We start from the raw sequence: 14,001 nt of genomic DNA, 5'->3' as shown, positions 1-14,001 counted from the left end.
CGCCTTCGTCGTTCGTGCCGCGATCACCGTTTCAGGAATTAGTGAGCTGCTCAGGACGAATCCGCCGAAAACGACCTGAACAGCTCACCTTCTCCTGAATCACCGTGCCCGCCCCGTGATCGCGACGGCCGTCCGCACCTCGTGCTCGGCGGCATCCCAGCCGAACAGCACGGCTTCGTAGTCGTACCGGAACACAGTGAACCCCATCAGCACGAGACGACGGTCCTGCGCGAGATCGCGCTGCCGCTGCTCCTTCGTCCTGTGGAAAGAGTGCGCTGTTCAGGACGAAACTGGCGAAATCGACCTGAGCAGCGCACTGTTTCCAGAAACGGTGAACGGCGACGTGCGCCCTGCGCCGCGCGTGCGCCCTGCGCCGCGCGTGCGCCCTGCGCCGCGCAGGGCCGCGCTACTCGGCCCAGTCGACCCCGCCGACCTTGCGGTAGGCGACGCCGAGCGCGTCGAGGTGGGCGCCGAGCGTCACGAGCCGCGTGCGGAAGCCGGCCTCGTCGCGCGCGTCGGCGGGCGACCAGCCGACCTCGGCGATCGCGGCGATGCGCGGGAACACCATGAACTCGAAGTCGGGCACCGTCTCGATCGTCTCCGTCCAGATGGAGGCGGCGACGCCGAGGATGTCGGACTCCTCGAGCCCCTCGACCGTCTCCTCCGGGCGCCACGCGTAGGCCTCCTCGAGCGTGATCGTCGAGGCCCACCGCGTGCCGAGCTCGGTGCCGAGCGGGCCGGCCGGACGGTCGGGGTACATCATGTCGAGGTAGGTCGTGTCGGCGGGCGCCAGCACGAGCCGGCCGCCCTGCTCGAGGAAGGAGCGCGCCTGCCCGGCCGACTCGGGGTAGGGGCGCACGGGCTCGTCGCGGCGGTTCGGTGCCATCTCGTGTGCGGCGGTGAGATCCCAGTAGTGCCCGATCGTGCCGGGCGGCAGCTCGCTCGACGCGCCCATCTCGTGGTACGCGATGACCGTCTTGCCGGTCGCCGCGGCCGCCGTCGTGATGCGCCCGACGAGGTCGAGGAAGTCGTCGTGCTCGGTCGCGAGCGGCTCGTCGCCGCCGACGTGGATCCATGGGCCGGGCGTGAGCTCGGCGACCTCGCTGAGCACGTCGGCCAGGAAGCGGTCGGTGGCCTCGGCCCGGGCCGGGTCGGCGCAGAGCGACGAGAAGCCGACCTCGACGCCTTCGTAGGGCTCGCGCGCGACCCCGTCGCAGTTGAGCTCGGGGTAGGCGCTGAGCGCGGCGTTCGTGTGCCCGGGCAGGTCGATCTCGGGCACCACCGTGATGAAGCGCTCGGCCGCGTAGTCGACGATGCGGCGGTAGTCGTCCTTCGTGTAGAAGCCGCCGCCCCCGCCGCCGACCGACGTCGAGGCGCCGACGCCGGTGAGCTCGGGCCAGGCGTCGATCTGCAGCCGCCAGCCCTGGTCGTCGGTGAGGTGGAGGTGCAGCACGTTGAGCTTGAGCAGGGCCATGCGGTCGAGATGGTCGAGCACGTCGTCGACCGCGATGAAGTTGCGGGCGACGTCGACGAGCGAGGCGCGGTAGGCGAAGCGCGGCTCGTCGGCGATCGAGACCGCCGGCACGAGCCAGCCGCCGTCGGGGGAGCGCGTGGCATCCGCGTGCTCGATCTCGGCGGGCAGGAGCTGACGCAGCGATTGCGTGCCCAGGAAGAGCCCGGCGGGCGCGCTCGCGGTGATGCGCACGCCGTCGGCGCCGCTCACGAGCGTGTAGCCCTCGTTGCCGAGGGCGGCGTCCGCGTCGACGACCAGCTCGAGGTCGGTGCTCCGCGCGGTCGAGTCGTCGGATGCCTCGGCGTCGCCGTCGACCACGGGGAGCGGGAAGCCCGTGGCCGCCCTGGCGGGTGCCGCGAAGGTCTCGGCGACGGCTCGGGCGCCCCCGCCGACGGCGACGAGACGGGCGGCGTCGGTGAGGGTGAAGGGGCTGCCGTCGGCGAGCTCGAACTCAGCCGGGGCGGGGACGATGCCGGTCACGACGACTCCGTTGCGGTCGGGTTCGCCGGTGCAGGCCGTGAGGGCGAGCAGCGCCCCGACGAGCGCGGCGGCGACGAATGGGAAGCGGGGGAATGTGCTGCGGCGATGCATGCGACCTCGAGACCGAAAAGCAGGAAACTTGACGAATGGGGCGCACCATATCCTGCCACGTCGGATGCCTCGCCGACAGCCCCGAGCGCATCGCGAACCCCGGCCGGACCTCGCCCAGCGCGGGGAGTCGCCCCGAGTCGCCGTGCGTCGCGGTCGGCGGCGGTGCGGGGCATCCATTGCTATGCTTGCGATCGTCGCGACTGGCGTTGAGATGGATTCCCATCGGGGAGCGACTGCTACGGACCGACCGCACGCCTGGGCCGGTACGACTGCTTCCGCGCGAGTCGCGGAGGCAGCAACCCCACATAGGTCCGTATGTCATAAGGAGCCAGTCTTGGCCGAATCCATCTTCAACGCGCCCCTCTCCGAGGTCGACCCCGAGATCGCCGAAGTTCTCGAACTCGAGCTCGGTCGTCAGCGCGACTACCTCGAGATGATCGCGAGCGAGAACTTCGTTCCGGTCTCCGTGCTCCAGTCGCAGGGCTCGGTGCTCACCAACAAGTACGCCGAGGGCTACCCGGGGCGCCGCTACTACGGCGGCTGCGAGTTCGTCGACGTCGCCGAGTCGCTCGCGATCGAGCGGGCGAAGTCGCTCTTCGGCGCCGAGTACGCGAACGTGCAGCCCCACTCGGGCGCGACCGCGAACGCCGCGGTGCTGAGCGCGATCGCCACGCCGGGCGACACCATCCTCGGCCTCGAGCTCGCCCACGGCGGCCACCTGACGCACGGCATGAAGCTGAACTTCTCGGGCAAGCTCTACAACGCCGTGTCGTACGGCGTCGACCCCGAGACCTTCCTCGTCGACATGAACGTCGTGCGCGACAAGGCCCTCGAGCACCGCCCGCAGGTCATCATCGCCGGCTGGTCGGCATACCCCCGCCACCTCGACTTCGCGGCGTTCCGCGCGATCGCCGACGAGGTCGGCGCGAAGCTCTGGGTCGACATGGCGCACTTCGCCGGCCTCGTCGCCGCGGGCCTGCACCCCTCGCCCGTGCCCTACGCCGACGTCGTCTCGTCGACCGTGCACAAGACCATCGGCGGCCCCCGCTCGGGCTTCATCGTCTCGCGCGACACGGAGCTCGCGAAGAAGCTCAACTCGAACGTGTTCCCCGGCCAGCAGGGCGGCCCGCTCATGCACGTGATCGCCGCGAAGGCGACGGCGTTCAAGGTCGCCGCCTCGGCCGAGTTCAAGGACCGCCAGGAGCGCACCATCCGCGGCGCCCAGATCCTCGCCGACCGCCTCACCGCCGACGACTCGCGCGCCGCCGGCGTCGACGTGCTCACGGGCGGCACCGACGTGCACCTCGTGCTCGCCGACCTCCGCAACTCGAAGATCGACGGCCAGCAGGCCGAAGACCTCCTGCACGAGGCGCTCATCACCGTCAACCGCAACGCGGTGCCGTTCGACCCGCGCCCGCCGATGGTCACCTCGGGCCTGCGCATCGGCACGCCGGCGCTCGCGACCCGCGGCTTCGGCGACGCCGAGTTCACCGAGGTCGCCGACATCATCGCGCTCACGCTCCAGGGCGGGGCGGATGTCGCGGCGCTCCGCGGTCGCGTCGAGGCGCTGACGGCGGCGTTCCCGCTCTACCCCGGCCTGCAGCAGTAGGCCGCCGCCGGGCGGGGCGACCCGCCCCGCCCGGCCCCACTCCGTCGCATCCGACCGTCGCCCGTCACCCGTCACCCGTCACTCCAGGGAGCACCCATGACCGCCATCACGCTCGACGGGGTCGCCACGGCGTCCGCCGTGAAGGACGAGCTCGCCGCCCGCATCGCCCAGCTGAAGGCGAAGGGCGTGACGCCCGGCCTCGGCACGCTGCTCGTCGGCGACGACCCGGCCTCGCGCTCCTACGTCGCGGGCAAGCACCGCGACTGCGCCGAGGTGGGCATCGAGTCGATCCGCGTCGACCTGCCCGTCACGGCGACCGAGGCCGACGTGCGGGCGGCGATCCGCGACCTCAACTCGGCGCCCGAGGTGACCGGGTACATCGTGCAGCTGCCACTGCCCGCCGGGCACGACGAGAACGCGATGCTCGAGCTCATCGACCCCGACAAGGACGCCGACGGCCTGCACCCGACGAACCTCGGCCGGCTCGTGCTCGGCATCGAGGGCGAGCTGCACTCGCCGCTGCCGTGCACGCCCGCGGGGATCGTCGAGATGCTGCAGCGCTACGACGTGCCGATCCGCGGGCGCCACGTCACCGTGATCGGTCGCGGCCTCACCGTCGGCCGCCCCCTCGGCCTGCTCTTCACCCGCAAGGGCCTCGACGCCACGGTGACCCTGACGCATTCCCGCACGCAGGACCTCGCCGCCGAGGTGCGCCGCGCCGACATCGTCGTCGCAGCCGTCGGCGTGCCGCACCTCGTGAAGCCCGAGTGGGTGAAGCCCGGCGCGGCGGTGCTCGACGTCGGCATCACCCGCGTGCAGGACGAGGAGACCGGCAAGGGCCGGCTCACGGGCGATGTCGACCCCGGCGTCGCGGCGGTCGCGGGCCACCTCTCGCCGAACCCCGGCGGGGTCGGCCCGATGACCCGCGCCATGCTTCTCGCGAACGTCGTGAAGGCTGCGGAGCTGCGCCTGGAGGCGTGACCCGGGCACCACCCGTTCACCCGACCGCAACGCGGGCGCCACCGGCGCGCCACCCGGGCTCCGTAGCCTGCCCGCATGGTCGAGCCGCACTCGGAACTGCATGACGTCGCCGTCGCGATCATCCCGGCGCGCGGCGGATCGAAGGGCCTGCCGGGCAAGAACCTGATGCGCCTCGGCGGGGTCTCCCTCGTCGGACGCGCGGTCGCCGCGGCGCGCGCAGCGCGCACCGTGGGCACGGTGGTCGTCTCGACCGACGACGAGGAGATCGCGCGGGTCGCCCGCGCGGCGGGCGCCGAGGTCGTCGACCGGCCGGCCGAGCTCGCCGGCGACGCGGCCTCCTCCGAATCGGCGCTGCTGCACGCCCTCGACGAGCACTTCGACGGCAGATCGGTGCCGCCGGTCACGCTGTTCATCCAGGCGACCTCGCCGTTCATCGACCCCTCGGACCTCGACGCCGCGGTCACGCGGGTCGCGAGCCACGAGGCCGACAGCGTGTTCGCCGCCGTCGAGAGCCACGCCTTCCTGTGGCGGGCGGCCGGCGACGGCGCGGTGTTCGGCGCGAACCACGACGCCGGGGTGCGCCGCCGCAGGCAGGATCGCGAGCCCGAGTTCCGCGAGACCGGCGCGTTCACCGCGATGCGGACCGCGGGGTTCCGGGCGGCGCGGCACCGCTTCTTCGGGCGCATCGCGCCGCAGCTCGTGCCCGCCCTGCACGGCGTCGACATCGACACGGCCGCCGACCTCGTCGTCGCGAGGGCGCTCGTCGAGCTCATCGACCGCCCGGCGGGCACCGTCGACGTCGACGCCGTCGTCACCGACTTCGACGGCGTGCACACCGACGACACCGCCTGGATCGACACGGACGGCCGCGAGCTCGTGCGCGTCAGCCGCAGCGACGGGCAGGGCGTCGCGCGCCTCCGCGCCGCGCAGGTGCCCGTGCTCGTGCTGTCGGCCGAGGAGAACCCCGTCGTCGCCGCGCGGGCGGCGAAGCTGCGGGTCGAGGTGCTCCAGGGGGTCCGCGACAAGGGGCCGGTGCTCGCCGAGTGGGCGGCGGCGCGAGGCATCCCGCTCGAACGCATCGCCTACCTCGGCAACGACGTCGGCGACCTGCCCGCGCTCGCCCTCGTCGGCTGGCCGGTCGCCGTCGCCGACGCAGTGCCGGCCGTGCGCGACGCCGCACGCGTCGTGCTCGAGGCCCGCGGGGGAGCGGGCGCGGTGCGCGAGCTCGCCGAACTCGTCCTGGCGGCGCGCCCCGGCGCACCCGCCCCGACCCCGTCACCGCGAACCGAACACGAGGGAGCACTCGCATGACCGCCATCCGCATCGGCCGATCCGTGATCGGGCCGGGTCTCCCCGTCTACGTGATCGGGGAGATCGGCCTCAACCACAACGGCGACGTCGAGATCGCCAAGCGGCTCATCGACGTCGCCGCCGAGGCGGGCGCGCAGGCCGTCAAGTTCCAGAAGCGCACGCCCGAGATCGCGACGCCCGAGCACATGCGGGATGTCCCGCGCGAGACGCCGTGGGGCACGATGAGCTACCTCGACTACCGGTACCGGGTCGAGTTCGGCGAGGCCGAGTACCTCGAGATCGCGTCCTACGCGATCCGCGCGGGGCTCGACTGGTTCGCCTCCCCGTGGGACGTGCCGTCGGTCGAGTTCCTCGAGCGGCTCGACGTGGTCGCGTACAAGGTCGCCTCGGCGTCGGTCACCGACCTCGCGCTGCTCGAGGCGATCGCGGCGACCGGCAAGCCGGTGATCTGCTCGACGGGCATGTCGACGCTCGACGAGATCGACCGCGCGGTCGAGGTGCTCGGCACCGAGCGGCTCGTGCTGCTGCACGCGACCTCCAGCTACCCCATGCCGCCCGAGGAGGCGAACCTCCGCACGATCGACACCCTCAGGGGGCGTTACCCGGGAGTGCCCGTCGGGTACTCGGGGCACGAGCGGGGCCTCCAGATCTCCCTCGCCGCGGTCGCGCTCGGTGCGGTGGCCGTGGAACGGCACATCACGCTCGACCGCGCGATGTGGGGCTCCGACCAGGCGGCGTCGCTCGAGCCGACCGGCTTCGAGCACCTCGTGCGCGACATCCGCGTCATCGGCGAGGCCATGGGCGACGGGGTGAAGCGCGTGTTCCCCGGCGAGGAGGCGCCGCGCGCGAAGCTCCGCCGGGTGCCCGCGCTGTGACGGCGTCGCGCCGACGGCTCGTCGTCGTCACCGACTCGGACTCGTACGTGAAGTGGGGTGCGGCCTTCGCCTCGCGCCTGCCCGACGGGTGGGAGTCCGAACTCGTCGTCCTGACCACGCCCGTCCTGCCGAGCGACCGGCAGTTCGCCGCCGCGCTCGACGGCACCGGGTTCTCGACGCGCTCGGTGCGACGGCTGAGCCTCGACGGGCTCGCCGCCCGGCTCGCGAGCCGCAGGCCCGACGCGGTCCTGCTCGCCCTCCGCGGTCCGCTCGTGCGGGTCGTCGCGCCGATCGTCGGAGCGCTGCCCGACCGCCCCGTCATCGTGAGCGGCTTCCCGGGGCTCACGATCCCGGCCGAGCCGAAGGCGATCGTCTACCGCGAACAGGCCGACCTGATCGTGCTGCACAGCCGGCGCGAGGTGCGCGAGTTCCGGGCGAACGCGCTCGCGCTCGACGTGCCGGTCGAGTTCGGCCTCGCGACGCTGCCCTTCCTGTCGGGGCGCGAGGGCGCGCTCGAGGTCGCCGGCGGGGATGCCACGGGCCCGGCGCCTGCGGCGGCCGGGGGGCGGCACGGGGGCGACCTCGTGTTCGCGGCGCAGGCGAAGGTGCCCGCGCTGCTGGAGGACCGCATCCGGGTGCTGGGCTGGCTCGCCGAGGCCGCGCGCCGGCGACCCGGTCGACGAGTGGTCGTGAAGGTGCGCGCTCGCCGCGGCGAGGCGCAGACCCACGCGGAGGCGTACGACTACGCCGGGCTTCTCGACGACCCCGAGGTTCGAGCGGCCATCGGCGGTGCGCTGCCGCCGAACCTGGTCGTGCTCGACGGTCCGATGGCGCGGTGCCTCGACGATGCGGCGATGCTCGTGACGGTCAGCTCGACCGCGGTGCTCGAGGCGGTCGCCGCGGGGGTTCCTGCGATCGTGGTCGACGAGTTCGGCGTCGAGCCGAAGCTCATCAACACGGTGTTCGCGGGCAGCGGCCTCTTCGCCGGGGCGGACGCGATCACCGGATGGGCGCCGCAGCAGCCGGATCGGGCGTGGCTCGACGACAACTACTTCCACGGCGAGGCGGGCGACGACTGGGCCGAGCGGCTCGAGGAGCTCCTCCTGCTCCGGCAGGCGGGAGCCCTGCCGTTCCGGAGCCGTCGGTACAACCTGACCGGGGGCGCGCTGCGCCGCGCCTTCGAACGCAAGCGCATGCTCGGGCACTACGACCGATCGCTGGCGGGTTCCGTCTCGCTGGCGTTCGCGCTCCCGGCGCGCTGGGTCGTGCGACGGGTGCGCGCCGCGCGACGCCTATTCGCTCGCGGCGGTGTGCTCGTCGACGTGCGCGAGGTAGGCGGCGGCGTTGCGCCGGATGCCGTCGCGCTCCCCGTCGGTGAGCTCGCGACGCACCTTGCCGGGGACGCCCGCGACCAGTGAGCCGGCCGGCACGACCGTGCCCTCGAGGACGACCGCGCCTGCGGCGACGAGGGAGCCCGCGCCGATGACGGCACCGTTCAGCACGGTCGCGCCCATGCCGATGAGGCAGTCGTCCTCGACGGTGCAGCCGTGCAGCACGGCGCCGTGTCCGACGGAGACGCCCCGGCCCACGGTGAGCGGGTAGCCGGCGTCGACGTGGCAGACGACGGCGTCCTGCAGGTTGGAGTCGGCGCCGAGCACGATCGGCTCGGCCTCGGCACGGAGCACCGCGTTGTACCAGACGCTCGAGCCCGCCTCGAGGCGGACGTCGCCGACGATCACCGCGCCGGGTGCGACGAACGCCGAGTCGGCGATCACGGGCGAGGGGATGCCGGCGAGGGCGATGATGCGGGCGGAGGGGTCTGCGGCCATGCCCAGAGCCTATCGACGGCGGCGGGCCATCGTGATGAGCCGCCAGCCGACGCCGACCGCGAAGACGGCGAGGCCGGCGACGATCGAGGGCGGCGGCAGGGCGACGACGAGCACGAGGCATCCGATCGCCCCGGCGGCCGACAGCGCTCGGGGAACCCGGCGCTCGACCGCCGGCTGGGTGAGCGCCGCGAGGTTCGCGACGAGGTAGTAGCCGAGCACGCCGAACGAGGAGAACCCGATGGCCTCGCGAAGGTCGACGGTGAGCACGAGAGCGACGATGACGACGGCCACGACGATCTCGGCGACGTGCGGCACGCGCGTGCGGGGATGCACGGAGGCCAGGCGGTGCGGCAGCTCGCCGTCGCGGGCCATCGCGAGGGCCGTGCGACCGATGCCCGCGATGAGGGCGAGCAGTGCGCCGAGCGCCGCCGCGGACGCGGCGACCCGCACGAGGGGCGCCGCCGCCGGCCACCCCGACGCCTCGACGAGGTCGACGAGCGGGGCGGTCGACGCAGCGAGCGCCGGTGCGCCGAGCGCAGCGAGCAGCACGAGCGCGACGAGCGCGTAGAGGAGGAGCGCGACGACGAAGGCGATCGAGATCGCGCGCGGGATGGTGCGCGCGGGGTCGCGCACCTCCTCGCCGAGCGTGGCGATGCGGGCGTAGCCGGCGAAGGCGAAGAAGATCAGGCCCGCCGCCTGAAGGATCCCGGGCCAGCCCGAGTCGAGGAGGCCGTCGAGCGGGATGCCGCGCTGCAGGACCGAGCCCGCGCCGGCGGAGACGACGAGCAGGAGCACGAGCACGACGAAGCCCACGATGATCGCCGCGGCGCGCGCCGTCCGCGTGATGCCGCGCAGGTTCACCCCGGCCAGCACGATGACCGCGGCGGCGGCGAGCGCCCGCTGCCACTCGCTCGGCACGAGATAGGCGGCGAAGGTCATGGCCATCGCCGCGCAGCTCGCCGTCTTGCCGACGACGAAGCCCCATCCGGCGAGGAATCCGGGCCACGCCCCGAGGCGTTCGCGGCCGTAGCGGTACGCGCCGCCCGACTCGGGATACCGCGCCGCGAGCTGGGCGGTCGAGCTCGCGTTGGCGAACGCCACGAAGGCCGCGATCGCGAGCCCGAGGAGGAGGCCGGAACCCGCGGCCTCCGCGGCCGGCGCGAACACCGTGAACACTCCCGCGCCGATCATCGCGGCGAGTCCGATCACGACCGCGTCGCGCGTGCGGAGGCGCCTGGCGAGCTCTGGTGGGGTCACGGGCGCACTCTACGCCACTCGGATATCGCGTCGGCGCCGCCCCTAGGATCGGAGGATGAGCTCGTCGACGCCCTCGTCCATGCCCACGCACCCGGCGGTCGAACGCGTCGCCGCGTCGCTCTCCGCGCACGGCTTGGAGCCCGAGATCGTCTGGTTCGACGACGCGGTGACGACCGCGCCCCTCGCTGCCGCCGCGCTCGGCGTCGAGGTCGGCCAGATCGCGAACTCGCTCGTCTTCACCCTCGATGGCGAGCCCCTCCTCGTCCTCACCTCGGGTGCGCATCGCGTCGACACCGAGTGGCTCGGCGCCGAGCTCGGCGGCACGATCGGCCGCGCCTCGAAGGAGCTCGTGAAGGACGCGACCGGGCAGGTCATCGGCGGGGTCGCCCCGCTCGGCCACCCGGCCCCGGTGCGCACGATCGTCGACACCGACCTCGCGGGTTACCCCGTCGTCTGGGCGGCGGCGGGCCACGCCAAGACCGTCTTCCCGACGACCTTCGACGAGCTCGTGCGGATCACGGGCGGAACTCCCCGCCCGGTCGAGCCCGCCTAGAACTCGAGTACCCGCAGCCCGTGCGCCGCGGCTCGGCGCCGCCCTGCTCTCGCCCGCTCGCTCCACCCCCTACCCCGGTGCTCTGACACTGAGTCGCCTGCTGGATCGCCCCTGCGGCCTCGCTCTCGGGGCGTTCTGACACTGAGTCGCCTGCTGGATCGCCCCTGCGCCCCAGCCTCGGGGCGTTCCGACACTGAGTCGTTGGGCGACTCAGTGTCAGAGTCATCGGGTGCAAGCCTGAGCGCGCCCGGCTGAGTCACCGGGCGGGTCAGTGTCGGAATCCCTGGGCAATGGCGCCCGGAGCCGCTGAAGGTCGCGATGCAGGCGCGCGATTCGAACGACCGTGTCGGTGGCGCGGCCCACGATGGAGCTCCGTCGGCGAACTCGGCGCGGGCGTGGAGACCGGAGGAGGCCACCGTGACGAGCGAGGTCGCCAAGCATGGACAGCGGCTCGAACATGGGCGCCTCGACGTTGCGGGCCTGGTGCTGCGTGTCCGTCGCGCTGCGGACTTCAGCCAGCGCGAACTCGCGGCGGTCCTGGGCATCGGGCAATCGACGGTCGCCCGGCTCGAAACCGGCAGGAGCGACCCCCGAGTCGGCGAGCTCGAGTGCGTGCTCGCGCTCGCCGGTATGCGCCTCGCCGTCGTCGATGCCGCGAACGACCCCGTCATCCCCGTTCCGTTCGACGAACTGCGCGATCACGGCGGTCGGCGCCCGCCTGCGCATCTCGATGCGCGGCCGCCGCACGATCCTCCGTGGCTTCGCCTGGCCGAGCCTCGTTACGACCGTCCGGAGCCGGGGGTCTGGTTTCACCACCGGCGTCGGCGCGACGAGCGGAGGTCGGAGCTCGGTCTCGGAACCGAGCACGACCACCCGACGGTTCACGATCTTCGCGCCCATCACGCGCGTTCACAGGCGGAGAGATTGGAGCGGGCCCGACGACGAGGTCTCCGCGACTGGATCCACCTGGACGACTGCGTGTGCATCGAGGCGTGCTGGCACGACGGAGATTGCGCCGCGGAGTGCGCCTGCGCCTGCGACGTCTGAGCGCGAACGAGCCGGCTCAGACGTCGCGGCGGGCTCCCTGCGAGGCGCGGACGGCGAAGATCGAGGGCTCGCGGAAGCCGCGCTCGGCGAACGCCGCGGCGACCTCGCGCGTCACGATCGGCACGAGTGCGTCGATCATGAGCGCGATCGCCGAACCGCCGAACCCGCCTCCGGTCATGCGGGCGCCGATCGCCCCGTTCGCCTGGGCCGTCGCGACCGCGAGGTCGAGCTCGGGCACGGAGATCTCGAAGTCGTCGCGCATGGAGACGTGCGAGGCATCCAGGAGGGGGCCGATCGCGCCCGGCCCCTGCTCGTGCAGCGTGCGCACCGTGTCGAGCACGCGCTGGTTCTCGGTCACGACGTGCCGCACCCGGCGGAACGTCTCCTCGTCGAGCAGCTCCGCGGCACGTGCGAGGTCGCCCTCGTGGAGCTCGCGCAGCGACTCGACGCCGAGCGCCTCGGCGCCCGCCTCGCACGAGGCGCGGCGGGCGGCGTAGCCGCCCGTGGCGTGCGCGTGCGCCACCCGGGTGTCGATCACGAGGACGCTGAGCCCCGCCGCGGCGAACCCGAGCGGGATCACCTCGGCGTCGAGGCTCCGGCAGTCGAGGAACACCCCCGAATCGGCCTCGCCGAGCAGCGACGCCGACTGGTCCATGATGCCCGTGGGGGCTCCGACGACCCGGTTCTCGGCGAGGCGACCGACCTTCGCGAGCGTGGGGCGGTCGAGTCCGATCTCCCAGTGCTCGTCGAGCGCCAGGGCGACGGCACTCTCGATCGCCGCCGACGACGACAGCCCGGCCCCGACCGGCACGTCGGACGCGACGTAGAGGTCGACGCCGCGCACGGCCGAGAGGTCGGCGCCGAACTCGCCGAGCGCCCACGCCACGCCGAGCGGGTACGCCGCCCATCCGTCGACCGCCTCGGGCGCCAGCTGATCGAGGTCGATCTCGACCGCCTCGGGCGCGAAGCTCGTCGCGACGCGGAGCATCCGGTCGTCGCGGTCGCCGAGCGCGACCGCCGTGCGCTGCTCGATCGCGAAGGGGAACACGAAGCCGTCGTTGTAGTCGGTGTGCTCGCCGATCAGGTTCACCCGGCCGGGCGACGACCAGACACCGATCGGGCGCCGTCCGAACCACTCGGCGAATCCGTGCTGCGCCTGCGCCACCGGGTCGATCGATCCCGTCGTCTCGCTCATTCCGATGCCTTCCCGATCGCGGCGCGCAGCGCCTCCGCCTGCGTCTCGGGAGGAACGTCCCCGATCCATGCTCCCATCGCGGCCTCCGAGCCGGCGAGGTACTTCAGCTTGTCGGGCCCGCGCCGCGGGCTCGTGAGCTGCAGCATGAGCCGCACCTCGTCGCGCCGCGTGTGCACGGGGGCCTGGTGCCAGGCCGCGATGTACGGCGTCGGGGTGTCGTAGAGCGCGTCGACTCCGCGGAGCAGCCGCCGGTAGAGCACGGCGAGCTCGTCGCGCTCGGCGAGGCTCGTCGCGGCGAGATCGGGCACGTGCCGGTGGGGGAGCAGGTGCACCTCGATCGGCCAGCGTGCGGCGAACGGAACGAAGGTGCTCCAGTGCTCGCCCTCGAGCACCAGTCGGGGCCCGCCGCGCTCGCGCTCGAGCAGGTCGGCGAAGAGCGAGGGGCCGTAGGCGTCGATCGACGCGAGCAGCCGCTCGGTGCGCGGGGTCACGTACGGGTACGAGTAGATCTGCCCGTGGGGGTGGCCGAGGGTCACGCCGATCTCGCGCCCGCGGTTCTCGAACGGGAACACCTGCTGCACCCCCGGCAGCGCCGAGAGGGCCGCGGTGCGCTGCGCCCACGCCTCGATCACGGTGCGCGCGCGCGTCACGGTCTGGGTGCCGAAGGAGCCCTCGTGCTCGGGACTGAAGCAGACGACCTCGCAGCGGCCGACCGACGGACGGCGGCGTTCGAACCCGATCCGGCGCAGCTCGTCGAGCGCGCCCTGCGGGTCGGCGTGCCCGGCCTCGCCGAGCTCGGGACCGAACGAGGGGGAGCGGTTCTCGAAGACGGCGACGTCGTAGCTGCTCGGGATCTCGGACGGGTTCCCGGGCGACTGCGGCGAGAGCGGGTCGAGCTCGGCGGGCGGCAGCACGACGCGGTGCTGGCGGGCGGCCGCGATCGAGACCCACTCGCCGGTCAGGGCGTCCTGCCGCATCTCGGCCGTCGCCGGCCGGGGCGCGAGCTCGCGTACGTCGATCGCGCGCTCGGCGGGCAGCCGGGTGTCGGCATCGTCGAAGTAGACGAGCTCGCGGCCGTCGGCGAGGGTCGTCGGGCGCACGGCGATGCGCGGGTCGATCACGGTCGCGGATGCCTCGCCGCCGGGGTCGCTCGTCTGGGTCACGCGGCACACGATACGCGACTTTCGTTCTGCAAACAAACGCCTTTCGTATTGCAAAGTGCGCCTCGTGCCCCGATGAT

At 73.2% G+C, this 14,001-nt stretch carries 11 protein-coding genes and 1 pseudogene; 7 read left to right on the top strand and 5 right to left on the bottom strand.

Annotated features, from left to right (window positions below; genetic code table 11):
• Window positions 1-406: 406 nt before the first annotated feature.
• The gene (locus ACFVTH_RS02365) at window positions 407-2,104 is read right to left on the bottom strand and encodes a beta-N-acetylhexosaminidase (protein ID WP_387086434.1); all 1,698 of its coding nucleotides are present in this window, start codon (window positions 2,102-2,104) and stop codon (window positions 407-409) included.
• A 334-nt stretch (window positions 2,105-2,438) separates the two neighbouring features.
• On the opposite strand from ACFVTH_RS02365, the gene glyA reads away from it, so the two are divergent.
• The 5 genes and pseudogenes from glyA to ACFVTH_RS02340 all read left to right on the top strand — a co-directional run.
• The gene (gene glyA / locus ACFVTH_RS02360; RefSeq protein ID WP_387086431.1) at window positions 2,439-3,713 is read left to right on the top strand and encodes a serine hydroxymethyltransferase; all 1,275 of its coding nucleotides are present in this window, start codon (window positions 2,439-2,441) and stop codon (window positions 3,711-3,713) included.
• Between the two features lie 96 nt (window positions 3,714-3,809).
• Window positions 3,810-4,694: a bifunctional methylenetetrahydrofolate dehydrogenase/methenyltetrahydrofolate cyclohydrolase gene (locus ACFVTH_RS02355; protein ID WP_387086428.1), complete on the top strand. Its 885-nt coding sequence runs from the start codon at window positions 3,810-3,812 to the stop codon at window positions 4,692-4,694.
• A 75-nt stretch (window positions 4,695-4,769) separates the two neighbouring features.
• Window positions 4,770-6,005: a cytidylyltransferase domain-containing protein gene (locus tag ACFVTH_RS02350; RefSeq protein WP_387086425.1), complete on the top strand. Its 1,236-nt coding sequence runs from the start codon at window positions 4,770-4,772 to the stop codon at window positions 6,003-6,005.
• Window positions 6,002-6,880, top strand: a complete 879-nt coding sequence (locus tag ACFVTH_RS02345) for an N-acetylneuraminate synthase family protein (protein WP_387086422.1) — start codon at window positions 6,002-6,004, stop codon at window positions 6,878-6,880. Before ACFVTH_RS02350 ends, ACFVTH_RS02345 begins: the two co-directional genes overlap by 4 nt.
• Window positions 6,877-7,968: pseudogene (locus tag ACFVTH_RS02340) on the top strand (DUF6716 putative glycosyltransferase); the annotation flags it as partial. The gene ACFVTH_RS02345 and the pseudogene ACFVTH_RS02340, both read left to right, overlap by 4 nt.
• A 204-nt stretch (window positions 7,969-8,172) precedes the next feature.
• Here ACFVTH_RS02340 and ACFVTH_RS02335 read toward each other — a convergent pair.
• Together ACFVTH_RS02335 and ACFVTH_RS02330 are read right to left on the bottom strand one after the other, a co-directional pair.
• Window positions 8,173-8,709, bottom strand: coding sequence for a gamma carbonic anhydrase family protein (locus tag ACFVTH_RS02335; protein WP_387086419.1), 537 nt, complete (start codon window positions 8,707-8,709; stop codon window positions 8,173-8,175).
• A gap of 9 nt (window positions 8,710-8,718) precedes the next feature.
• Window positions 8,719-9,966, bottom strand: coding sequence for an APC family permease (locus tag ACFVTH_RS02330; RefSeq protein WP_387086417.1), 1,248 nt, complete (start codon window positions 9,964-9,966; stop codon window positions 8,719-8,721).
• Between the two features lie 55 nt (window positions 9,967-10,021).
• Here ACFVTH_RS02330 and ACFVTH_RS02325 point away from each other — a divergent pair, with 55 nt between their 5' ends.
• Together ACFVTH_RS02325 and ACFVTH_RS02320 are read left to right on the top strand one after the other, a co-directional pair.
• Window positions 10,022-10,519, top strand: coding sequence for a YbaK/EbsC family protein (locus ACFVTH_RS02325; RefSeq protein WP_387086414.1), 498 nt, complete (start codon window positions 10,022-10,024; stop codon window positions 10,517-10,519).
• A gap of 417 nt (window positions 10,520-10,936) precedes the next feature.
• Window positions 10,937-11,566, top strand: coding sequence for a helix-turn-helix domain-containing protein (locus tag ACFVTH_RS02320; protein ID WP_387086411.1), 630 nt, complete (start codon window positions 10,937-10,939; stop codon window positions 11,564-11,566).
• Window positions 11,567-11,582: 16 nt separating this feature from the next.
• Here ACFVTH_RS02320 and galK read toward each other — a convergent pair whose 3' ends face one another.
• The gene (gene galK, locus ACFVTH_RS02315; RefSeq protein WP_387086408.1) at window positions 11,583-12,761 is read right to left on the bottom strand and encodes a galactokinase; all 1,179 of its coding nucleotides are present in this window, start codon (window positions 12,759-12,761) and stop codon (window positions 11,583-11,585) included.
• Window positions 12,758-13,879, bottom strand: coding sequence for a galactose-1-phosphate uridylyltransferase (gene galT / locus ACFVTH_RS02310; RefSeq protein WP_387088678.1), 1,122 nt, complete (start codon window positions 13,877-13,879; stop codon window positions 12,758-12,760). Before galT ends, galK begins: the two co-directional genes overlap by 4 nt.
• Between the last annotated feature and the right edge of the window lie 122 nt (window positions 13,880-14,001).

It is taken from the genome of Agromyces sp. NPDC058104, assembly GCF_042884835.1.
Classification (GTDB): domain Bacteria; phylum Actinomycetota; class Actinomycetes; order Actinomycetales; family Microbacteriaceae; genus Agromyces.
Note: the sequence above shows the minus strand (reverse complement) of the source record. Positions and strands in the feature narration are given on the sequence as shown.